Source organism: Dehalococcoides mccartyi (assembly GCF_001889305.1).
Taxonomy (GTDB): Bacteria; Chloroflexota; Dehalococcoidia; order Dehalococcoidales; family Dehalococcoidaceae; genus Dehalococcoides; species Dehalococcoides mccartyi_A.
Genome location: NZ_CP013074.1, coordinates 1,304,483 through 1,326,248, shown reverse-complemented (window position 1 = coordinate 1,326,248; position 21,766 = coordinate 1,304,483). Strand labels below are relative to the sequence as shown.

Here is a 21,766-nt window from a genome sequence, read left to right as displayed (position 1 = left end):
AGGCTGTGTTTATTATTCAGAAAGAAGCGAGGTGTTTATTTGTATGAATTAAGTGTTTTGCCAAGCGGTTTGCGGGTAATAAGTCACCATATGCCTGCCAGCCGTTCGGTTACCATTTGCGTATATATCGGGGTGGGTTCGCGTTATGAAACAGACTGCGAGGCCGGTGCCAGCCACTTTATAGAACACATGGTATTCAGGGGTAGCAAAAAGTATCCTGATTCCCAGCTTATTTCCAGTGCCATAGAGGGGGTGGGGGGTATTTTGAATGCGGCTACCGACCGTGAGTCTACCCTTTACTATGCCAAAGTGGGCAGTGACAAGTTTGCTCTGGCCCTGGATGTGCTTTCGGATATGCTGGTAACCCCCCTGTTTAACCCCGAAGACCTTGAAAAAGAACGCAAGGTAATCTACGAAGAAATAAGCATGAGCCTGGACAACCCTTCCCACCGGGTGGGGCTGCTGCTTGATGAAATACTCTGGCCAAATCACCCGCTGGGGCGGGATATTGCCGGTACTCGACAGAGCGTGGCAGGGCTGGACAAGCAAAAACTGCAGGCTTTCATGCACAGCCATTACAACCCTGCCAATATTGTGGTGGCAGTAGCCGGAGATATAAAGCACAAGAGTGCCGTGGCGGCTATTTCCCAGGCCTTCAGTGGTTTGGGCGGGAAGAATGAAATACAGTCTTTTGCCCCATATCATTATGGCAATCCTTGCCAGATAGGGGTGGACAAGCGAGATGCGGAGCAGATTAACCTGATGCTGGCCATGCCGGGCATGAACCGTCTGGATGACCGCCGTTATGCTTTCAGCATATTAAACACCATATTGGGTGATGGTATGAGCAGCCGCCTTTTTGCCCATGTCAGGGATAATTTGGGATTAGCCTATTCTGTCCAGTCCGGTACGGAGTTTTTGCATGATACAGGGGCTTTTTCCATATATGCCGCAGTAGATCCTGCCAATCTGACGGCCTGTGTCGAGGCTATACTTACGGAACTGGAAAGCGCAAAAACAACCATAACGGCTGAGGAGTTGACAAAAGCCAAGGAAATGTCTAAGGGGCGGATACATCTGGCTATGGAAGACAGCCGTTATATGGCTAAATGGATAGGCTCTCAGGAACTGCTGTGCCGAAGGGTGAATACCCATGAAGACGTTATTCGTCTGATAGACGGGGTAAGTCTGAAAGCTGTAATGGAACTAGCGGGTGAGTATTTTAGGAAACCTGAAATGCGGCTGGCTCTGGTAGGGCCGGTAGACAAAGAAGCAGTGGAGGGTTTACTGAAAGGCTAGACAACCGGTCTGCCGTTTAGATTATTCATGATAAAGAAAAGGGCGGGATCGAAGTCCCGCCCTTTTCTATTTAACCCGTACGGGTCTTAGTACATTCCGGGGGCTTCAGGCATGGGGGGAGCGGGGTTTTTATCCTGAATGTCGGCTACCAGTGAGTCGGTTATAAGAACCATGTTGGCAATAGAAGCGGCGTTCTCAAGGGCGGAGCGGACAACCATGGTGGGGTCAATGATACCCATTTCAGCCATATCGCCGAAGACATCTTTCTCAGCGTTGTAGCCATGGCCTACGGGTGAGTTCTTGACCTTGTCAACGATTACGTTGCCGTCTTTGCCGGCGTTGGTGGCAATCCAGCGGACAGGCTCAATAAGAGCCTTGCGGACGATATTGACACCGGTGGCTTCATCGCCTTCCAGTTTAAGGGCATCAAGACAGGGCAGGGCGTTCAGGAGACCGGTGCCGCCGCCGGGCAGGATGCCTTCTTCAATGGCAGCACGGGTGGCAGCCAGAGCATCTTCAACGCGGGCTTTGCGCTCTTTCATTTCGGTTTCGGTAGCAGCGCCTACGGCGATAACAGCTACGCCGCCGACCAGAGCAGCCTGGCGTTCCTGCAGTTTTTCGCGGTCAAAGGCAGATTCAGTTTCTTCAATCTGGGCTTTAATCTGCTTGATGCGGTCCTTGATAGCTTCGGCAGAACCTTCGCCGTCAATGATGGTGGTCTTGTCTTTATTGGAGACAACTCTGCGGGCATGACCAAGGTCAGCTTCGGTTACGGAATCCAGCTTGCGGCCGGCTTCCTTGCTGATTACATGGCCGCCGGTCAGGATGGCCATATCTTCCAGCATGGCTTTCTGGCGGTCACCATATCCGGGGGCTTTGACAGCCAGGATATTCAGATTGCCGCGCAGCTTGTTGACTACCAGGGTAGCCAGAGCTTCGGCTTCAACATTTTCAGCTACAATGACCAGATTCTTTGAAATCTGCAGGATTTTTTCCAGAGCGGGCAGAAGCTCGGCAACGGTTTCAATCTTGCGGTCAGTCATAAGAATGGTGGCGTCTTCCATGATAGATTCCATCCGGCCGGGGTCAGTTACGAAGTAGGCGCTGATATAACCGCGGTCAAACTGCATACCTTCTACGTAGCTGGTTTCATAGCGCAGACCACGGGATTCTTCAATAGTGATAACGCCGTCTTTGCCGACTTTGTCCATAACGTCAGCAATCAGGTTGCCGATTTCAGGGTCTTTACCGGTGATGGTAGCGACCTGAACAATCTGCTGTTTGCCCTTGACGGGGGTGGAATTCTTGCGGAGCTGGGCCTTCAAGGCAGCAACAGCCTTTTCGATACCGCGTTTCAGATTGATAGGTTCGGCACCGGCGGCAATATTTTTGAAGGCTTCGTTGATAAGGGCCTGAGCCAGTACGATAGAGGTGGTGGTACCGTCACCGGCGGCATCGCTGGTGCGGGTAGCGGCCTCTTTGACCAGCTGGGCGCCCATATTCTCGAAAGCATCGGGCAGTTCAATATCACGGGCAATGGTTACACCGTCATCTATAACAGTGGGTGCGCCCCATTTCCGCTCCAGGGCAACGGGATGACCTTTGGGACCAAGGGTTACTCTTACTGTGTTGGCCAGAGTATCAACACCCTTTTTGAGGGAGACCCTGACTTTTTCGCCAAATATAATCTGCTTAGCCATTATACCTCCTAATATTCGTTAAAAAATTTAGCCTACGATTTTAGCCATAATCTGGCTTTCGGGCATGATGATATACTCAATGCCACCAGATTTAAGTTCAACACCGCCGAATTTGGGGAAAAGAACCTTGTCGCCGACTTTAATGCTCATAACTTCGCGTTTGCCATCTTTATCCAGACGGCCGGGACCCACGGCTACTATCAAGCCTTCCTGGGATTTTTCCTGAGCGGCGTCGGGGATGATGATGCCGCCTTTGCTCATATCCTGTTTTTCCTGGGGTTGGATGAGTACCATGTTGTGCAGGGGTTCGAATCTAATTGCCATTATTCCTCCTTCTAAGTTTGACTAAATTTATTGCGGCAATTTTTTAGCAGTCTCAGTACGAGACTGCTAACAGGCATATAATACAGTACTGAGAGGTCACCTGCAACTGTATACAGGGGAAGTTATGGTTATTTAGGGTTAAATAAACTGGAATATACGTCTAAAAACTAAAAAAGCTATCTTATCCAATATTGTAAACTCTCTCTAATGATTGTTAGCGTGTCAGTAACAGGGTTTAGCAGAGTTGCTTAGACGTGTAATTACTCAAAAATATACAAAAGTATATTATAGTACTACGCATAAATGCGCAGATAATTTACGTAATAAGTACGATAGTAAGACCTTTGGTTCTGATTTATACTGATTACAGTTCTAAAAGATCTGGATGGTCTTTTAAAACTGTACAGGCCGCCTCAAATACTGTACAAGTTGTAAAAGGGAGCTCGGAAACGGGTTCCTTTTTTATTTTCAGACATTCGCAGCCGGTTGACTCAGGAAGTAACAGACAGTGCAGGCAGAACATCCATATCCAGTCCGTCTTGGCTGCCGGATATAAAGCGGAAATAGCCGCAGGAGGCTATTACGGCAGCATTATCGGTACATAAACCTATCGGCGGTATGGAAACCATCAGAGGGGATTGTTCGCTTAGCTGTTTACGCAGCAGGTTGTTGGCGGCCACTCCGCCTGCCAGCAGTATCTGTTTTACGTTGTACTCTCGGGCGCAGTTTATGGTTTTGGTTACCAGTACATCTACCACTGCTTTTTGAAAACTGGCGGCGGCATCATTTACCGAACAGACTTCGCCGCTTTCCACCAGCCTGAGCAGGGCAGTTTTTAGTCCGCTGAAGCTGAAGTCATGACTGCCGGGTATCCACGAACGGGGCAAATCCAGTACTGCCTGACCATCCTGCGAAGCTCTGTCTATGGCAGGCCCGCCCGGATAGCTTAGCCCCAGTATTCTGGCGGCTTTGTCAAAGGCTTCGCCTGCGGCATCATCACGGGTGTGTCCCAGCAGTTCGTACTGACCATGTCCTCTCATCAGCACCAAATCAGTATGCCCGCCTGATACAGTCAGGCACAGGCAGGGGAATTCCGGCACTTTGCCAGAAAGCCAGTTTGCGTAAATATGACCGTGCAGGTGGTTTACCGCAATCAGAGGTATGCGGCGGGCGGCGGCTATAGATTTGGCGGCATTGACCCCCACAATCAAAGAGCCTGCCAGCCCCGGCCCGTTGGTTACGGCTATAGCCGAAATTTCATCAAAGCCGATACCGGCTTCCTTAAGTGCGTCACTTATTACCGGTAATATGGAAAGCAGGTGCTGGCGGGAAGCTACTTCGGGAACTACCCCGCCGTAACGGGAGTGGATATCTATCTGTGAGGATACGCGGTTTGATAAAATATTTACGCCGTCTTCTACTACCGAAGCCGCGGTTTCATCACAGGAGCTTTCTATACCAAGTATTTTCATATATTCAGGATTATAGCATAGACAATGTCAAGGGGGCTAAACCCTTTGACACCCATATAGGTCAATGTTATTATAAATATCCAGGCTCTGTTGCCTAGGTTAGTGAGGTTTTCTTCAAAATGAGTACCGATACTTGGTACCTTATACTCTTCTTTCTGTGTGTTGTCTTTTCAGCTTTCTTTGCCAGCTCTGAAACTGCCTTTATTTCGCTACAGCGTTTCCGTCTGCAAAATCTGGTACAAAGCAAAGTAAAGGGAGCAGACAAGGTCTCCAAACTGATGGAAAGGCCGGAAAAATTCCTTTCAACGGTGCTTCTGGGAAACAACTTCGTAAATACGGCTGCTTCCGCCTTGGGTACCGTTCTGGCGGTGTCAGTCTGGGGCAATGAAACCGGTGTGCTTATTGCCACTGCGGGTGTTACTATTGTACTGCTGGTTTTTGGCGAAACCACTCCCAAAACTCTGGCCACCCAGCATTCTGAAAAGATAGCCCTTTCGGTAGCTCCTATTGTAGAAATAATTTCAAAAGTATTTGCACCCGTAGTGGCTTTGCTTGGCTGGATATCCTCCGGTTTCACCAAACTCTTCGGCGGGCCTTCGCTTAAGAGTTCGCTGGTTGCCGAAGATGATATCCGTGCCATGATAACCGTAGGCCATAAAGAAGGTACGGTAGAAGAAGACAAAGCTGAGCTTTTGCATAAGGTGTTTGAGTTTTCCGACCGGCCGGTGCGTGAAGTAATAGTGCCCAGGCCGGAAGTGGAGAGCGTGGAAAAGGGCTCAACCCTGAAAAACTTTATGGACTTGTATTCCGAGTCTCCTATGTCACGTTTCCCTGTGTACGAAGAAAACATGGATAATGTGCTGGGTATTTTATCCATTAAAGATGTGCTGATGGCACTTGCTAAAGGTACTCATACTCCACAGGATTTGGTGGACGACCTTATGCGTCCGGCTTACTTTGCTCCTGAAACCAAGCCTATCGGCAAGCTTTTCAATGAAATGCGGGAAAAGAATTTTCGTATGTGCGTGGTTATAGACGAATACGGCGGCACTGCCGGTATTGTGAGTTTGTCACGCCTGATGGAAGAGATTGTAGGGCCGGTGGGTGATGAACTGGCTGAAGCTGAAAAAGATTATGAGTCTATTAACGAGTATACCTTCCAGGTAGACGGCAGTATGCGCATAGAAGAAGCTAATGTTGAAATGGAATTGGACTTGCCTGAAGGTGATTATGAAACTATTGCCGGATTGATACTTGACCGTTTGGGATACATACCCAAGCAAGGTCAGCAGATTAAATTCCAGAACCTCAAGGTGGTCATTACCCGTATGAAGGGTATGAAGATTGACGAAGTCCTGATAACAAAGGAAAAACGTGCAGCGTCTAAGAGTTAAATATCAAAGGGGAGAAAACCTGAAATTTGTTTCTCACCTTGACATAATACGTCTGTGGCAGAGAGCTTTTTACCGGGCAGGAGTAGAACCTGCTTATTCGGAGGGGTTTAACCCGCACCCGCGCATGGCTTTGGCATCACCCTTGCCGGTTGGATATACCAGCCGGGCGGAATTTATGGATTTGTATACTTCCGCCGCTCTCAGTCCCCATTATTTTGAAGATTTAATAAATCGCCAGCTGCCGGAGGGTGTCAAGATACTCCAAAGCTGTGTTGTGCCACTTGAACAGGATTCGCTGCAGGCACTGGTGCGGCAGGCGGAGTATCTGGTAGATGTGCGTACTTGCATGTCCCTTGCGGAGTGCCGGCAGGCGGTGGATGAATTTCTGGCTAAAGACATTCTTGTCTGGCAATTGCAGCGTCAGGACAAGGTGAAAGAATATGATTTGCGCGCTCAGGTAGCTGAACTGGAAGTGGTTTCTCTGGCAGAGGGTGTACTGCGTCTACGGATGCTCCTTCAGTGCGATAGTAAAGGGGCAGGCCGCCCTGAACAATTGACCAAGGCACTGGGTATTACCGAATTTCCCCTGTCAATGGAGCGTAGACGGCTTGTTTTGGAGGCCTGATGCCTGAAGATGAACTGGCTCTTCCACCCGAAAATAGTTTAAACTCTCCCCTTAGGCTGGATACCGAACGCCAGCAAAAAGCCGGAGAATACAGCCGGCTTCAACGCCGGTTCGCTTATATTCAGACGATTATTATTGCCTTAGCGGCATTGGGTCTGATCTTTGGCGGATTATCTGCCTCTTTTACCGGCCATTTGGGATTGCCGCTTGTTTGGTCAGCCGTTGTCTATTTTGGCCTTATTGCGCTGGTTTACGAAATATTCAGCCTGCCGTTTGGTTATTACACCGGATATGTATTGGGCAAACGCTATGGTGTACTAAGCCAGACACGTCAGGCATTTTTCACAGATGCCGCCAAATCTTTTTTAATCACTCTGGTGCTGGGTGGGCTTCTGGTAGCTGCGGTTTATGCCGTTATGGATACTTGGCCGGATATCTGGTGGCTGCTGGTTTGGCTGGGATTTCTGGCTGTCAGCATGGGTATGACTTTTATTGCTCCGGTCTGGCTTATACCACTTTTCTACTCCATGAAACCCATGGCAGAAGGTAAACTGAGAGATAGCCTTTTAGAGCTATGCCGCCGTATAGGCGTGTATGTTCGCGGTATATATGTTATAGAGTTGAGTGCCCGCGGAACTGCTGCCAATGCCGCCCTTATGGGTCTGGGACGTACAAGACGGATAGTTTTAAGTGACAATATGATAGACCGTTACTCTATACCTGAAATAGAGGTTATCATGTCCCATGAGATTGCTCACCAGCAGCATAATGATATGCTTCGTCTTTTTTTCCTTCAGGCAGCAATCTTGTTCGGGGTGCTGGCAGCGGGCGGGGTTATTTTCAGTTATCTGAGTGATGCTGTGGGATACCAAGGACTGGCAGACCCTGCCGGGCTGCCCTTGCTTGGGGGTATACTTTTGGTACTGCTTTTGCTTATTTCACCTGTGATCAGTCTCTTTACCCGCAAAATTGAAAAACAGGCAGATGAATTTGCTCTGAATATCAGTAATAACCCTGCGGCTTTTCGGACAGCTATGACTCGTCTGACCAACCAGAATTTGTCTGAAGCCGAACCCTCAAACTGGCTTGAACGGCTCACTCAAGATCATCCCAGCTATATGCAGAGAATCCGCTTGGCGGACGAATTCGAAAAACGCCACAGCCTAGACAGAGGCTAGACATGACCAGAATATATTTGATACGCCACGGGGAAACAGACTGGAATAATAAAAGGCGGCTGCAGGGAGGGTTAAGTGATACCCCCTTGAATGAAAACGGGCTACACCAGACCCGCAGTCTGGCACTGCGGCTAAAAGAGGAAAAACTGTCTGCCATATATACCAGTCCTCTCAGCCGGGCAAAAGTGACCGCCGAGGTTATTGCACTTGAGCATGGGCTTGCCATTAATACCGCACCTGACCTTCGGGAGATAGAGGCAGGTGATTTTGAAGGTATTGACATGGGCAGTACCAATATGAAGGTTACCGAACTTTTTACCGAACCCCATCCTGAGGGCGGTTTACCCCGTATTCCCGGCGGCGAATCCCTCACTGATGTCCAGACCCGTGCCTGGCGGGTTATCACTGATATAGCTGCCAAGCACCCTGACCGGAATGTGGCGGTGGTCTGCCATTATTTTGTGATACTGGCTATTATCTGCAAGGTGCTTGATTTGCCCCTGGAAAAAATGGGCAATTTCAGGCTTCACATCGGCAGCCTGAGTCTGATAGAGTTTAAGGGCAGTCAGGCCTATCTGGCACTTTTTAACGAAAATGGCTTTCACCATGACAGCCGTTGCATTTGAAAATATACTTATTCATTAAATTTTAAAAGGCGGGAATATACCCTTGGACAATACCGATATTTTGACAGAACGGGTAAGAAAATATATAAAAAAGCAGGGGCTGGTTTCAGCCGGAAATGAAATACTGCTGGCTGTTTCCGGCGGGCCTGACTCTGTTTGCATGCTTTACATAATGCATAAACTGAGTAGTGAAATGGGGTTCAGTTTACGGCTGGCACACTTGAATCATGGATTGCGGGGTGAAGAGTCTGAGCGGGATGCCGCCTATGTGGCTGAACTGGCCGATAATTTAGGCTTGCCCCTTTGCCAGCAGAAAATCAGTGTCAAGGCCTATCAGGATGAACACCACCTGTCAACTGAAGAAGCCGCCCGTGAAATGCGTTATGCTTTTCTTTGCCGGACTGCGGCTGAACACGGTGCGGCGGCAGTAGCGGTGGGACATACTATAGATGACAATATTGAAACCGTTATGCTCCATCTGGTACGCGGCAGCGGAACCCGAGGTCTTCAAGGGCTTAGACCTGTTGTAAGCCGTGACATAGCCGGTGCGGGCTGTCTAAGGGTTATCCGCCCTTTGCTCAGTCTCAGCCGGGCGGAAACTCAAAGTTATTGCTGCGAAGCCGGACTTTCACCCGTACAGGACGCAACTAATCAAAGCACCGAACCCCTGCGGAACAGGATAAGGCTGGAGGTATTGCCCATGCTTCGGGCAATTAACCCTGCGTTTGAGGAAACCATACTCCGCACCGCTTTTATTGCGGGAGAAGAAATGGCTCTGCTGGATGAAGTTACCTCCCAAATGAAGGCTGAACTGGTAATCCGTCAGGATAATGTGCTTATGATTGAAAAAATAGAGATGCAGCGGCTTCATCCTGCACTTAAAAGAAACCTTTTGCGTCAGATGATGGAAGAATTGCTGGGCGGATTAAAAGACATTGAAGCCCGTCATATAGAGAGCATTGTCCAGACGTTGGACAGGCCTGCCGGACGGCGAATAGATTTACCTTATAAACTGGTTTTTCAGGTAGACTATGAGCATTACCTACTGGGCTGGGGCATTGACGCTCTCTGTCCGTATCCGCCTTGTGAGGGTGAGTATTCGCTGACAATTGGCAAGGAAACTGTCATTGACGGCTGGGTGGTAAAAACTGAAATATTGCCTTCTCCAGTGGGGCTGGATTTAAGTGAAAGTACTCTGGTGGCTTATCTGGATATGGACAAAGCCGGGAGTGACCTGGCAGTCCGCACCCGCACCGAGGGTGATCAGTTTCAGCCGCTGGGTATGGAAGAAGCCAAAAGCCTGAAGGAATTTATGATAGATAATAAAATCCCCCGAAGCTGGCGGGCCAGAGTACCATTGCTTATTTCCGGCAAAAAGATACTCTGGTTGGTGGGTTATCGTATCGGCCAGTCCGCCAAGATAGACGAAAAGACCCGCCGGGTGCTTCGGGTGGAATTCAATCTGTTGGGCTAAAGCGGTTTATAAGCTTTGAGCCTTAGACTGCTTATTAAACCATCCAGCTCATTGGTTTCAGCATCTTCATGGCTGTGACAGGATTCGTCTGAACAGCCGCAGCCGCAACCTTGGTCATCACAGCAGCTGCCTGAGCCGTAGGTTTCTTTGGATAGTAATGTTATGTCAATAAAACCGGCGTCGTGGATTATATCCAAATAATCATAGAATTGTTCCGCACCGGCAATACAGCTTACATATGCGGCGGCAGATTTGCGGACTTCTTCCGGCAGTTCCCCTTCAAGTACAATGTCGGATATAACTATCCGTCCGCCCGGCTTGAGCACCCGCAAGGCTTCTTTGAAAACAGCGGGCTTATCCGGTGACAGATTTATTACGCAGTTGGAGATGATAAGGTCTATGCTGTCTGACTCCAGCGGCAGGTTTTCAATCTCCCCCTGGATAAACTCCACATTGGTATAGCCGCCCTGAAAAGCGTTGCGTTTGGCTATAGACAGCATTTGGGGTGTCATGTCAACACCTATTACTTTACCTTTTGCACCTACCCGCGGGCTTGCCAAAAAGCAGTCAAAGCCGCCGCCCGACCCCAAATCCAGTACGGTTTCCCCTGCCTTTATTTCAGCCAGTGCCAGAGGGTTGCCGCACCCCAGTCCCAGGTTCGCCCCTTCGGGAACGGAGTTTATTTCCTCTTCGGTATAGCCTGCCTGAAGGCTGGATTCGGCTGCCATGTCTGAGCTGCAGCTGCAGCAACTGCAGCCGCTGGCTGGCGAAGCCGCATTTTCGGCTATCTGGCCATATTCTTCCCGAACCAGTTTCTTGATGTCTGCCATAGGTTAATCTCCTCCTGCAATTGTCATGTTTTTTAAAATGGGGCTGACTATTTCATTGGCCAATTCCGAAAATTCGTCTGCTTTGATAAGCAGCAGACAGCAGGGTTTCCCGTTTGAATGCCGGGTAATGGCTGCCAGCTTGTCTCCCGGCTGAATATCCAGCTTAGTGCGGATTTCCTTTGGCAGTACCAGCTGGCCGCGGGCATCCACGCTTACAATGGCATCTATGCCGCAGCAACATTTTTCTTCCATATTGGCCTCACAAAAATCAGAAAAATCAGAATATACTGAATAATACTTCAGTTGGTTATTTCTGTCAAATAAAAAAAGCGGCTGGTCAGAGCCGCTTTAAACTTTAGTATGGGGATAGCTAGCGTACTTTTTTGAGGCGGGGGTTTTGGGCAAGACCGGGTATCCGCCCCCGCTTGGCTATCGGTTTGCCATCAATTTCGTGCAAATCTGCGGTGAAATCAATAGGGCGGGCACCGCTTATATAACTGCCTGTGCCGTAGCCGTCTACCGGGGCGTTATTCTCCGCAAAGTAGCGGATACGTTCCGGGGTAAGGCCGCCCGAGACAAATATCTTAACGTGTTTGTGTCCGTCCATATCCAGATTGGCCCGTACTTCTTTAACCAAATCGGCTGTGACTCTGCCTCTCTCAAGGGGGGTGTCCAGCCTGACACTGTCCAGCCTTTGTCCCATGGCAACGGCTACCCGCAAGCTTTCTTCCACTTCGTCTTTAAAGGTGTCCACCAGAGCTATTCTGGGTACTTGGGGCGGCATGTGTTTGTCAAAGGCCAGGGTGGCTTTTAAAGTATCACCCATGACCAGTATCAGGGCATGGGGAATGGTGCCCGAAGGGTTGATTCCTGATAACCGTGCACCTTCAATAGATGAACAGCCTTTGCACCCGCCCACTATAGCAGCATAATCCATGCGTCCGGCAACCAGCGGGTGGATATGGCGTGCACCAAAGCTGGTAACTGGTATATCCCCTGCTGCTTCAACACATTCACTGGCGGCGGTTGCCCAGCCTGTACCTGAAGCCAGCATGCCTAAATAAACAGTCTCGTAAAGACCGAAGCTCAGATAAGGAGCTTTGATGCGCATGACAACTTCCTTAGCGGAAATCTGGTCGCCGTCTTCCAAAGCCCATATTTCGCCCTCGCCCGCCGGTAATATCGCCTGCAGAAGCTCTACAGCCTCGCTCAGGCCGCACAGAATACCCGGCCGGGTGGCAAATACTTCCATCACTGCTAAAGGATTCTGGTTTTCCTTGGTCAGTATTTCCACTGTACGGGCAAAATAAATATCAGTGGTATCCCCTGAGAGCAGGTTTCCGGGTATATTAAACTTTGGTTTAATACTCATAACCCCTCCGGTTATTTCTAATGGCGGAAGTGACGCGTTCCGGTAAAGACCATGGCGATATTATATTTATTGGCAGCGTCAATAGACTCTTGGTCGCGGATAGAACCACCCGGCTGGATAATGGCGGTCACTCCGGCCACCGCCGCCTGTTCAACACTATCAGGGAAGGGGAACATGGCATCAGAGGCCATGACACTGCCCTTTGATGCCTCACCGGCCTTGCTCTTGGCAATGTCTACGCTGACTACCCTGTTCGGTTGCCCTGCGCCCATGCCCAGCAGTACTTTATTTTTGGCCAGAACAATAGCGTTTGATTTGATATGCTTGACTGCCCGCCAGGCAAATTTCAAATCCGCCATTTCCTCCGCAGTGGGTGCGCGTTTGGTTGCCACTTTGGTTTGAAGGGCATCTTCCGCCAGTTCGTCAGCAGCCTGAACCAGCAACCCTCCCTTTACCCGGCGGTAATCCAGTGAAAAGGTTGCGGTATCATTATGTTTGGGAAGGTCGGCTATAAGTATACGCAAATCCTTACGGGTTTTAAGGAATTCCAGTGCCTCCGGGGCATATTCGGGGGCAATGATGATTTCATAAAAGACACCCTTCATGGCTTCGGCCATGGCCAGTGTCACTTTGCGGTTGGAGGCTACTATACCGCCATAAGCCGAAACGGGGTCACCCGAAAAGGCCTTCTTGTAGGCTTCGGCTACATCTTCGCGGCTGCACAGGCCGCAGGTATTGGTATGTTTGACTATGGCTACTGTTGCGGCCGAGAAATCGGTGGCGGCACCCCAGGCGGCGTCTGCATCTAAGATATTGTTAAAGGAAAGCTGTTTGCCCCAGACCTGCTGCGCCCAGGTAATACCGGTGTCCTGTCCTTGTCCAACCCTGTTTTCAGCGTAAAATACTGCCGGCTGGTGGGGGTTTTCACCGTAACGCAGGTCATAGCGTTTGGAAAGGGCTATGGTCATATTTTCGGGGAAGCCCTCTTCTCCTTGCCAGAGATACTGGGAGATAGCAGTGTCGTACATAGCTACATGCTGAAAAGCCTTTTGGGCTAGCTTTTTGCGTTCATCAAGGCTCAAAGTGCCTGTTTTAAGGTGTTCGAGCACACGGGGGTAATCCTGTGGGTCTACCACTACAATCACACTTGGGAAGTTCTTGGCGGAAGCCCTTATCATGGTGGGGCCGCCGATATCGATGTTTTCCAGTGCATCGGTCAGGCTTACATCCGGACGTGAAACAGTCTTGACAAATGGATAGAGATTGACTACCACCATGTCAATGGGTTGGATATTGTGTTCTTCCAGTTCGGCCATATGTTCGGGCAAGTCACGCCGGGCAAGTATGCCGCCGTGTACCTTGGGGTGCAGGGTTTTAACCCTGCCGTCCAGTATTTCAGGTGAACCGGTCATATTTGAAATGCCGTGAACGGTTACATTCGCCTGCTGTAGTGATTTCTTGGTTCCGCCGGTGCTGTATATATCAAAACCCAGTTCTGATAAGCCCTTGGCGAATTCGATAAGACCGGTTTTATCTGAGACGCTTAGGATAGCCCTCATGACAATCCCTCCTTATGTTAAATAAATTTTATTTCTCACCCGAGGCCAGAAAAATATCTATGGCAATCTGTTCCTTGCAGGTACAGCCTGGTGCGGTACATTTCTGGTTCAAGGTTTCAACCCTAATATTTTTCAGTCCGGCCTGTTCAAACCAGCCCTTGACAGCTTTTAATTCAAATCCAGGCCAATGGTCATGATGTTCTTTCTGCATGTCCGCATGCGTATGGAGGCAGAGATCTGTTATTACCAGACGCCCGCCCGGCAGCAGTATCCTGCTCATTTCTTTTATTGCCCCTGCAGGGTCCTCGACATGATGGAGAAACATGTTAGCAAAACTGTAGTCTATGCTTTGGTCTTTTAAAGGGAGTGTGTTTCCGTCTGCCTGCAAACAGGATACACCGTATGCCCCGAATTTGGATTTAATCTTTGCAAGCATGGCGGAGGATTGGTCAATGGCAACAACCCTGCAGTTTTTCCGCAGCAGTTCTGCGGTCATGTATCCCGTGCCTGCGCCTATATCGGCGGCTATGCTTTCTGGTTTTACGCCTGCGGCTTCAATGGCAGCTTCGCGTATGCGGTCTGAGAAAAAGCCCTGACGCATTTCGTCCCAGTTGTCTGCTACCTGATTGAAGTAATCCCGGCTGCTCATTCAATTATCACTTGTACTCCGCTCTGGCGGGCAACAATCTCCCCGATAACTTTTGCTTCCGGCAGGTTTTCCATTATACGAGAGGATTCTTCGCTGCCGGCTATAATAACCATGCCTATACCCATATTAAACACATGGAACATCTCGTCACGGTCTATTCCGCCAATATTCTGGATAAGCTGGAACAGGGGCGGTATTTCCCAGTTTTTGGTTTCAAAACAGGCGGACACATCTTCGGGCAGTGTCCGGGGAACATTGTCTGTCAGGCCGCCGCCGGTTATGTGGGCCAACCCCTTTATGAGATGAAGGTTGGGTTTTATTTCTTTCAGATAGCTGCGGTGGGGTATGAGCAGGGCTTCACCTGCTGTTTGCCCCAATTCAGGATAGTATTTGTCCAGCGCTTCGCGGCTTTCACCCAAAACTTTGCGTGCCAGTGAATAGCCGTTTGTGTGAAGTCCGCTTGAAGACAGCCCCAGAATCATATCTCCCGGTTTGATACCCCGGTTGATAAGCATATTTTCTTTTTCAACTACCCCGACAATAAAGCCGGCCAAATCGTAATCTTCCCCGTGGTAAAGACCGGGCATTTCGGCAGTTTCCCCGCCGATAAGGGCGCAACCCGCCTCTAGACAGGCGGTAGACAGTCCCTTGACAATGTCGGCTATCTTCTCGGGGTAAAGCTTTCCCATGGCGATATAATCAAGGAAAAATATTGGTTCAGCCCCGGAGGTTAATATATCATTGATAGAGTGATTGACAATGTCAATGCCTATGGTATCGTGTTTATTCAGCACGCCTGCAATTTTCAGCTTGGTGCCTACGCCGTCACAGCTGGAAACCAGAACCGGGTTTTTGTAACCTTTGAATTCGTACATTCCGCCGAAAAAACCAGGACCTGCCAGCACCTGAGGCCCAAGGGTGGCTTTAGCGTATTGTTTGATGAGTTCTTTTGATTTTGAGGCGGAGTTTATATCTACTCCTGCCCCGGCATATGTGTCTTTGATGTGGCCACCTCTCAAATCGTGGTAACTAAGATTATCAGAAATAGCTATCAACTGCAAAGAAAAAACACCGCCCAAGGTATTAAACTTCAGGAGGTGTAAATCTTGGTAACAGTTTGTCCGGGGAGGGAGATCAGCTTTCGGGTGATGGCATTTGGCAGCAGTTATTCCGCTGATTGCCGAGTGCAAATTTATCCATCTCCAGCTGAACAGGCAGAGCATATTCGCCGGTAAAACAGGCCAGGCAGAAGTTTTCTTTGGGCAGTCCAACCGCCTTTATCAGACCGGGCAGGCTGAGGTAACCGAGAGAATCCGCGCCTATGTATTTTTGTATCTCCGGCACGCTCATTTTGGCGGCAATAAGTTCCGAACGGGTGGCCATATCTACACCGAAGAAACAGGGGTTGGTTATAGGGGGGGCGCATACCCGCATGTGTACTTCTTTGGCACCGGCTTTACGAAGCAGGCGTATAACCTGGGGAGTAGTAGTTCCGCGGACTATACTGTCATCTACCAGTACCACCCGCTTACCTTCCAAAACACTCCTCAGGGGATTGAACTTCAGCTTCACACCCAAATCACGCAACCGCTGGTCCGGTTGGATAAAAGTTCTGCCCATATAACGGTTTTTGATAAGGCCTTCGGCCGGAGGGATGCCTGAACTTACGGCATAGCCTATGCCGGCAGCCGTGGCGGAGTCAGGTACACCTATCACCAAGTCTGCATCTACCGGGTATTCCTTGGCCAGTTCCGCCCCCATGGCTTGCCGGGCGGAATATAAAAGACGCCCGTTTATCTGACTGTCGGGACGGGCAAAATAGATAAACTCAAATATGCACAAAGCCCGTCGGGAGCTTTGCTGTTTGAAACTGGTTACGCCGGTTTGATTTATGGCCAAAATCTCACCCGGTTCTATTTCGCGTATGAAATCAGCCCCGATATGGTCAAGGGCACAGCTTTCGGAAGCAACTACGTAGCCCCCCTGCATTTTACCCAGACATAACGGGCGGACACCCAGTGGGTCACGCATGGCATAGAGGGTGTCTTTGGTCATAATGGTGCAGGAAAATGCCCCTTTAAGGCGGTTCATAGCATAGCGTATCCGTTTGACCCAGTCAGTTTCAACTGAGGAAAGGATAAGCTGGCCGATTATTTCAGTATCAGTGGAGGTTTTAAAGATATAGCCTTTAGAAGTCAGCTCTGTATTCAAAGCCTCGGAATTTACAATGTTGCCGTTGTGGGCTATGGCCATAATATTGTCACCCTGACCCATTACAAAGGGCTGGGCGTTGATTTGCAGACTTGAGCCGGTGGTAGAATAGCGATTGTGGCCTACGGCAATATGGCCGTCCAGTTTCTTGAGTATATCTTCGGTAAATATATGGGAAACCAACCCCATCTGTGAATAAAGCTTAAGTGCCTGTCCGTCAGATGTAGATATTCCTGAACTTTCCTGACCTCTGTGCTGCAGGGCAAACAGAGCGAAAAATGTGAGCCGAGCTACATCCTGACCGGGGGCAAATACACCGAAAACGCCGCAAGATTCATGCAAAGTAGACAGCCTCTTTATATCTGAATGACAATTTTTTATTATACGCTAAGCTTTGGAACGGGTCAATTTAAGCCGTGAGCAAGCTTATTCAAAACCAAACAGGCGGGTCAGACCGAAATATCCGGCATAGCAGATGGCGGTGCATTTGATAAACTTGCCTGCCAGTGAAATCAGCATAAATTTGCGGATGCCGAAATTTACTGCTCCGGCAGCCAGAGTCATAGGGTAGAAAAACGGATTAATGATAGCTGAGAGAATAAAAACCATAAGTGAACCCCGTCTCTCCATCAGGTGCATCATTTTGCAGTACAGGCGGTTTAATTTGCTGCCTGAATCTGTTCCTGCCAGACTGGATTTGCCCGAATAGCCAGTCATGTAAATGGAGAAACCGCCCAGGGCTTCGGCTAGACTGGCCACTATTCCGGCAAAAAGAGGACCCAGTATCGGGTCTCCCACCGGCGGGGGCAAGACCCCTCCCAGAGTAAACTGGACGGCCAGCATAGGCACCGGAACTATGGAGATGGAACTGCCCAGAAAACTTATGGCAAACATGCCGATATATCCGTAACCGGCCAGATCCTGAATAATATCCCGGCGGATAATAAGCCAGACCGAAAGGGCAATGCTGATAATTATAACCAGAACGCCGAGCCAAATCCCCCATCTTTTAAACCATGCACGGGTCTTCAGCTCGGCACCGGTTGCGCATATTGAAATATCTTCTTCGGGCAGATCCGCCATCTAAGGCCTTCCTGGTATCAGGCGGTCTTCTGGCTGAAGCTCAGAGCTTCATCCGCCTTGTCCACCAGTATTGTAGCATTTTCACTAAACTCATTGCGAAGCAGCTTGCCAGCCAGCGGGCTTTCAATGTATCTTTCAATGGCTCTGCGAAGGGGTCTGGCACCAAAGGCCGGGTCATACCCTACCTTGGCCAGCCAGCCCTTGGCGGCATCGGTCAGCTCCAGCTTGAGTTTGCGTTCATCAAGGCGTTTGGAGACATCTTTTATCATGAAATCTACTATCTTGCGTATCTGTTCTTCAGCCAGCTCGTGGAAGACAATTATTTCATCCACCCGGTTTATAAACTCCGGCCGGAAGGTCTTTTTAACCTCGGCCATGACCTTGTCTTTCATGCGTTCATAGCTGTCCTGCCGGGTCTTGGAGTCATCATTCCTGACGGCAAAACCCAGGGCAGATTCGCGTTTGATAGTTTCTATGCCCGCGTTGGAGGTCATAATGATAACCGTGTTTTTAAAATCCACCGTTCTGCCCTGCCCGTCTGTCAGGCGGCCGTCATCCAGCAGCTGGAGCAGGGTGTTGTATACATCCGGGTGGGCTTTTTCAATCTCGTCCAGCAGGATAACCCGGTACGGGCGGCGGCGGACCAGTTCGGTAAGCTGCCCGCCTTCGTCGTAGCCCACATATCCGGGAGGTGCACCTACCAGACGGGAGACAGTGTGTTTTTCCTGGTATTCAGACATATCCAGCCTGACCATAGCGGTTTCATCATCAAATAAAAACCATGCTAAACTGCGTGCCAGTTCGGTTTTGCCTACGCCGGTAGGGCCTAAAAACAGGAAACTGCCTATTGGGCGGCGCGGGTCTTTGAGCCCTGCCCGGCTGCGGCGGATAGCTTCAGCTACGGCTTTTACTGCCTCTTCCTGGTCTACCATTCGCTCGTGTATGCGGTCTTCCATATTCAGCAGTTTGGAAGCTTCACCTTCCAGCATCTGGCTGACCGGTATGCCAGTCATAGATGAAACCAGTGCCGTTATCTGCTCGGCAGTGACTTCTTCGGCAATTTTTTCCTGTTTCAGCCATTCCTCACGGGCTGTATTGAATTTCTCTTCCAGACGCATCTTTTCGGCTTTGAGTTCGGCCGCTTTTTCGTATTCCTGCAACTGAGAAGCTGCTTCTTCCTCAATGCCTGTCTGGCGGAGTTCATTTTCCAGTTTCTTTACTTCCGGCGGGGCACTTTCGCTATCCAGACGGAGTTTGCTTGCGGCTTCGTCAATAAGGTCTATGGCCTTGTCAGGCAGCTGGCGCTCCGTAATATAGCGGCTGGACAGCCTGACGGCTGCTTCCAGTGCGGCATCGCTTATCTTCAGCTTGTGGTGGGCTTCGTACTTGGGTCTGATACCCTTTAATATCTCGATAGTTTGGTCGACTGAGGGTTCTTCTACAAATACCGGCTGGAAACGGCGTTCCAGAGCAGTGTCTTTCTCTATATATTTGCGGTAATCATCCAGAGTGGTAGCCCCTATTGTCTGGAGTTCACCCCTGGACAAAGCCGGTTTGAGCATGTTTGAGGCATCTATAGCCCCCTCAGCCGCTCCTGCCCCGACTACGGTATGGATTTCGTCTATGAAAAGAATAATTTCACCGGCGGATTGCCGCACCTCGTCCATCACGGCCTTGAGGCGTTCTTCAAACTCTCCGCGGAACTTGCTTCCGGCAACCAAAGCGCCCATGTCCAGGGCCATTACCTTGCGGTCACGCAAGGATTCGGGTACGTCATTATCCGCAATTTTCTGGGCAACCCCTTCGGCAATGGCGGTTTTACCAACACCAGCTTCACCCACAATGACCGGGTTGTTTTTGGTGCGGCGGGAGAGTATCTGCATAACCCGGCGGATTTCCTGGTCGCGGCCTATTACCGGGTCTATTTTGTTCTGTTTGGCAAGTTCAGTTAAATCACGGCTGTATTTAGCCAGTGCCCTGTATTTGCTTTCAGCTCTGGCATCGGTCACACGGTGTCCGCCCCGTATTTTTTGGAGAGCGGAATATACTTTTTCCTGGTCAATACCAAACTGTTTCAAAATTCGGGCGGATTCTCCCTGGGTATCTCCTGCTATAGCTACCAGCAAGTGTTCTGTCCCTATAAATTCGTCCCGCAGGCGGTCTGCTTCGTTATTGGCGGTTTGCAGCAGGCTGATAATGCGGGGGGTGGGGTATATCTGAACGTTGCCGCCTACCGCTTTGGGCGAACGTTTTAAAGCTTCTGCCAGCTGTTTGGTTATCTCCTCTGAGTTTACTTTAAGTTCTTTTATTATTTCACCCACCAGTCCTTTTTCCTGACGGATAAGTGCCAGCAGCACATGTTCCACATCCCATTGGCTGTGCTGATATTCCTGCACCAGCAACTGTGAAGCGCTGAGGGCTTCCTGGGCTTGTTCGGTAAATTTCTCCTGTCTCACGGGTTTACTCCCCCTCTCTGAGTAGCTGTATTTCTTCCCTTAGGGCTTCGTTTTCTGACATAAGCTCCTGAATACGATTACGCATATTTAAAATAACTTCAACCCCGGCCATATTTATACCCAGCTCATCCAGCAGGGTCTTGGCCAGTTTTAACCGTTCAATATCCTGTTCCGAGTATAATCTTATTCTGCCCTGCGAACGGAATGGCTTGATAATACCTACCCGTTCGTAATAGCGCAGGGTGTAGGTTTGCATGCCCAGTATTTCAGCGGCTACCGAGATTACATAACGCGGTTGATTAGTATTTTCCATGATTGTCTCCCTTTAACTGTCCGGCCGAAGCTGGCGCAGTTTTTCAAACAGGTTTCTTTCCGTATCGGTAAGTTTTTCCGGCAGTACGATGCTGACTTTCGCCAGCAAATCTCCGCTTCCATCCTTTCCCAAATGGGGGATACCCTGTCCTTTCAGGCGGAAAGTGCGTCCGTTTTGAGTTTCAGCCGGTATTTTCAGTGCCAGTTTACCCTTGAGAGAGGGGACAAATATCTCCCCGCCCAACATGGCGGTAGTCAGGTTTACCGGCACATTTACTGTCAGGTCGTCATCTTTGCGTTCAAATTTTTCATGGGGGCGGACATTAATGCGCAGGTACAGGTCACCCCTTTGTCCACCCGCCTGTCCATACCCTCCCTTGCCTGCCAGACGGATTTTGGAGTCGGTATTTACACCCGCTGGTATTTTGACTTCCAGTCTTTCAATACCCGGATTTATACCTGTACCCTGGCAGGTTGGGCAGGTCTTTTTATCTTTTACACCGCTGCCTCCGCAGGTTTCACAGGGTTTTTGCATCTGGAAACTTAGCAGACGGCTGGTACCACTGGCGGCTTCTTCCAGCGAAATGTCTACGGGTTGTTCAATGCTTTGTCCAGGCTGGGAGCGGCTTCGGCGCCCGCCCATGCGGCCGCCCAGCATCTGGCTTAAAATATCTTCAAACCCGCCGCCTTCGGAACTGCCAAAGCTGAAATCATACCCGCCAAAGGGGTTGCCCTGGGTTTGCTGCTGACTGGCTCGGGCCTTTTCAAACTGTTCGCCATACTGCCACTGGTCACCATACTTGTCATACTTAGCCCTGTTTTCAGGGCTGTTCAGTATTTCGTAAGCCTGGTTTATCTTTTTAAATGTTTCTTCAGCCGCCTTGTCCCCAGGATTTAAGTCAGGGTGGTATTTGCGGGCAAGCTTGCGGTATGCCTTTTTTATTTCGTCTGCGCTGGCGGTTTTCGAAACGCCCAGTGTTTCGTACAAGTTTTTTTCATTAGCCATATAATTCCCCCTTGGGAAATACCTGTTTAATATTATATTATGATGCTATAAATAGTGTCAATGGGGTATTATTAAAGTTAATAAAATAGTGTTAAATCTGTTTAAGAAACACGGCTCTTTTCCCTATATATAATGTTGACAAGCCTTTGGTACATCCTTATAATAAAACACGATTTAATGAATCAGACTTCTGCTT

General features: G+C 49.5%; 20 protein-coding genes. 6 read left to right on the top strand and 14 right to left on the bottom strand.

The features are described from left to right. Positions 1-39: 39 nt before the first annotated feature. Positions 40-1,299 (top strand): M16 family metallopeptidase, encoded by a 1,260-nt coding sequence (locus ASJ33_RS07285; protein ID WP_023652728.1) that lies wholly within the window; start codon positions 40-42, stop codon positions 1,297-1,299. Between the two features lie 86 nt (positions 1,300-1,385). On the opposite strand, the gene groL is transcribed toward ASJ33_RS07285, so the two are convergent. From groL to tsaD, 3 genes are all read right to left on the bottom strand, one after another. After that, entirely contained in the window at positions 1,386-2,999 is a 1,614-nt protein-coding gene (gene groL, locus ASJ33_RS07280; RefSeq protein ID WP_012882466.1) for a chaperonin GroEL, read from the bottom strand. A 27-nt stretch (positions 3,000-3,026) separates the two neighbouring features. Then, complete coding sequence (locus ASJ33_RS07275) at positions 3,027-3,323, bottom strand: co-chaperone GroES (RefSeq protein ID WP_012882465.1); 297 nt, start codon at positions 3,321-3,323, stop codon at positions 3,027-3,029. A gap of 491 nt (positions 3,324-3,814) precedes the next feature. Then, positions 3,815-4,795 (bottom strand): tRNA (adenosine(37)-N6)-threonylcarbamoyltransferase complex transferase subunit TsaD, encoded by a 981-nt coding sequence (tsaD, locus tag ASJ33_RS07270; RefSeq protein WP_041331338.1) that lies wholly within the window; start codon positions 4,793-4,795, stop codon positions 3,815-3,817. A 119-nt stretch (positions 4,796-4,914) separates the two neighbouring features. Here tsaD and ASJ33_RS07265 point away from each other — a divergent pair, with 119 nt between their 5' ends. From ASJ33_RS07265 to tilS, 5 genes are read left to right on the top strand one after another with little or no spacing between them, the layout of a single operon-like run. Continuing rightward, positions 4,915-6,189: an HlyC/CorC family transporter gene (locus ASJ33_RS07265; protein ID WP_012882463.1), complete on the top strand. Its 1,275-nt coding sequence runs from the start codon at positions 4,915-4,917 to the stop codon at positions 6,187-6,189. Further along, complete coding sequence (locus tag ASJ33_RS07260) at positions 6,170-6,814, top strand: TIGR03936 family radical SAM-associated protein (RefSeq protein ID WP_023652726.1); 645 nt, start codon at positions 6,170-6,172, stop codon at positions 6,812-6,814. The genes ASJ33_RS07265 and ASJ33_RS07260 overlap by 20 nt, the downstream gene beginning before the upstream one ends. Beyond that, the gene (locus tag ASJ33_RS07255) at positions 6,814-7,992 is read left to right on the top strand and encodes a M48 family metallopeptidase (protein ID WP_041331336.1); all 1,179 of its coding nucleotides are present in this window, start codon (positions 6,814-6,816) and stop codon (positions 7,990-7,992) included. The genes ASJ33_RS07260 and ASJ33_RS07255 overlap by 1 nt, the downstream gene beginning before the upstream one ends. Positions 7,993-7,994: 2 nt before the next feature. Further along, positions 7,995-8,618 carry a histidine phosphatase family protein gene (locus ASJ33_RS07250; protein ID WP_012882460.1) on the top strand — a complete coding sequence of 208 codons (624 nt, stop codon included), beginning with the start codon at positions 7,995-7,997 and terminating at the stop codon, positions 8,616-8,618. Positions 8,619-8,661: 43 nt separating this feature from the next. Further along, positions 8,662-10,092, top strand: coding sequence for a tRNA lysidine(34) synthetase TilS (gene tilS / locus ASJ33_RS07245; RefSeq protein ID WP_041331333.1), 1,431 nt, complete (start codon positions 8,662-8,664; stop codon positions 10,090-10,092). On the opposite strand, the gene ASJ33_RS07240 is transcribed toward tilS, so the two are convergent. The 11 genes from ASJ33_RS07240 to ASJ33_RS07190 form a co-directional block, all read right to left on the bottom strand. Beyond that, positions 10,089-10,922 (bottom strand): arsenite methyltransferase, encoded by an 834-nt coding sequence (locus ASJ33_RS07240; protein WP_023652723.1) that lies wholly within the window; start codon positions 10,920-10,922, stop codon positions 10,089-10,091. The two genes, tilS and ASJ33_RS07240, sit on opposite strands and share 4 nt — an antisense overlap. Positions 10,923-10,925: 3 nt before the next feature. Further along, positions 10,926-11,174, bottom strand: a complete 249-nt coding sequence (hgcC, locus tag ASJ33_RS07235) for an HgcAB-associated protein HgcC (protein WP_023652722.1) — start codon at positions 11,172-11,174, stop codon at positions 10,926-10,928. A gap of 118 nt (positions 11,175-11,292) precedes the next feature. Further along, positions 11,293-12,294, bottom strand: a complete 1,002-nt coding sequence (locus tag ASJ33_RS07230; protein ID WP_023652721.1) for a nicotinate phosphoribosyltransferase — start codon at positions 12,292-12,294, stop codon at positions 11,293-11,295. A 17-nt stretch (positions 12,295-12,311) separates the two neighbouring features. After that, on the bottom strand, positions 12,312-13,859 hold the full coding sequence (gene purH / locus ASJ33_RS07225) for a bifunctional phosphoribosylaminoimidazolecarboxamide formyltransferase/IMP cyclohydrolase (protein ID WP_172812222.1): 1,548 nt from the start codon (positions 13,857-13,859) through the stop codon (positions 12,312-12,314). A 22-nt stretch (positions 13,860-13,881) separates the two neighbouring features. Further along, positions 13,882-14,502, bottom strand: coding sequence for a class I SAM-dependent methyltransferase (locus ASJ33_RS07220; RefSeq protein WP_041331329.1), 621 nt, complete (start codon positions 14,500-14,502; stop codon positions 13,882-13,884). Beyond that, entirely contained in the window at positions 14,499-15,521 is a 1,023-nt protein-coding gene (gene purM, locus ASJ33_RS07215) for a phosphoribosylformylglycinamidine cyclo-ligase (RefSeq protein WP_046961566.1), read from the bottom strand. Before purM ends, ASJ33_RS07220 begins: the two co-directional genes overlap by 4 nt. A gap of 115 nt (positions 15,522-15,636) precedes the next feature. Further along, a complete protein-coding gene (gene purF, locus ASJ33_RS07210) occupies positions 15,637-17,055 on the bottom strand; it encodes an amidophosphoribosyltransferase (RefSeq protein ID WP_041331327.1) in 1,419 nt (472 codons plus the stop codon). A gap of 84 nt (positions 17,056-17,139) precedes the next feature. Further along, entirely contained in the window at positions 17,140-17,796 is a 657-nt protein-coding gene (locus ASJ33_RS07205; RefSeq protein WP_041331325.1) for a VTT domain-containing protein, read from the bottom strand. A gap of 17 nt (positions 17,797-17,813) precedes the next feature. Beyond that, a complete protein-coding gene (locus ASJ33_RS07200; protein ID WP_023652716.1) occupies positions 17,814-20,252 on the bottom strand; it encodes an ATP-dependent Clp protease ATP-binding subunit in 2,439 nt (812 codons plus the stop codon). Positions 20,253-20,256: 4 nt separating this feature from the next. After that, complete coding sequence (locus ASJ33_RS07195; protein WP_023652715.1) at positions 20,257-20,565, bottom strand: MerR family transcriptional regulator; 309 nt, start codon at positions 20,563-20,565, stop codon at positions 20,257-20,259. A 12-nt stretch (positions 20,566-20,577) separates the two neighbouring features. Beyond that, positions 20,578-21,570 carry a DnaJ C-terminal domain-containing protein gene (locus ASJ33_RS07190; protein WP_023652714.1) on the bottom strand — a complete coding sequence of 331 codons (993 nt, stop codon included), beginning with the start codon at positions 21,568-21,570 and terminating at the stop codon, positions 20,578-20,580. Positions 21,571-21,766: the final 196 nt, after the last annotated feature.

Excerpts from the sequence above, each read along its gene's own strand:
- ASJ33_RS07275 (WP_012882465.1), bottom strand. The coding sequence starts at position 3,323 with ATGGCAATTAGATTCGAACCCCTGCACAACATGGTACTCATCCAACCC.
- ASJ33_RS07265 (WP_012882463.1), top strand. The coding sequence starts at position 4,915 with ATGAGTACCGATACTTGGTACCTTATACTCTTCTTTCTGTGTGTTGTC.
- ASJ33_RS07240 (WP_023652723.1), bottom strand. The coding sequence starts at position 10,922 with ATGGCAGACATCAAGAAACTGGTTCGGGAAGAATATGGCCAGATAGCC.
- ASJ33_RS07195 (WP_023652715.1), bottom strand. The coding sequence starts at position 20,565 with ATGGAAAATACTAATCAACCGCGTTATGTAATCTCGGTAGCCGCTGAA.
- ASJ33_RS07230 (WP_023652721.1), bottom strand. The coding sequence starts at position 12,294 with ATGAGTATTAAACCAAAGTTTAATATACCCGGAAACCTGCTCTCAGGG.
- ASJ33_RS07255 (WP_041331336.1), top strand. The coding sequence starts at position 6,814 with ATGCCTGAAGATGAACTGGCTCTTCCACCCGAAAATAGTTTAAACTCT.
- tsaD (WP_041331338.1), bottom strand. The coding sequence starts at position 4,795 with ATGAAAATACTTGGTATAGAAAGCTCCTGTGATGAAACCGCGGCTTCG.
- ASJ33_RS07190 (WP_023652714.1), bottom strand. The coding sequence starts at position 21,570 with ATGGCTAATGAAAAAAACTTGTACGAAACACTGGGCGTTTCGAAAACC.
- ASJ33_RS07220 (WP_041331329.1), bottom strand. The coding sequence starts at position 14,502 with ATGAGCAGCCGGGATTACTTCAATCAGGTAGCAGACAACTGGGACGAA.
- hgcC (WP_023652722.1), bottom strand. The coding sequence starts at position 11,174 with ATGGAAGAAAAATGTTGCTGCGGCATAGATGCCATTGTAAGCGTGGAT.
- ASJ33_RS07250 (WP_012882460.1), top strand. The coding sequence starts at position 7,995 with ATGACCAGAATATATTTGATACGCCACGGGGAAACAGACTGGAATAAT.
- groL (WP_012882466.1), bottom strand. The coding sequence starts at position 2,999 with ATGGCTAAGCAGATTATATTTGGCGAAAAAGTCAGGGTCTCCCTCAAA.
- ASJ33_RS07205 (WP_041331325.1), bottom strand. The coding sequence starts at position 17,796 with ATGGCGGATCTGCCCGAAGAAGATATTTCAATATGCGCAACCGGTGCC.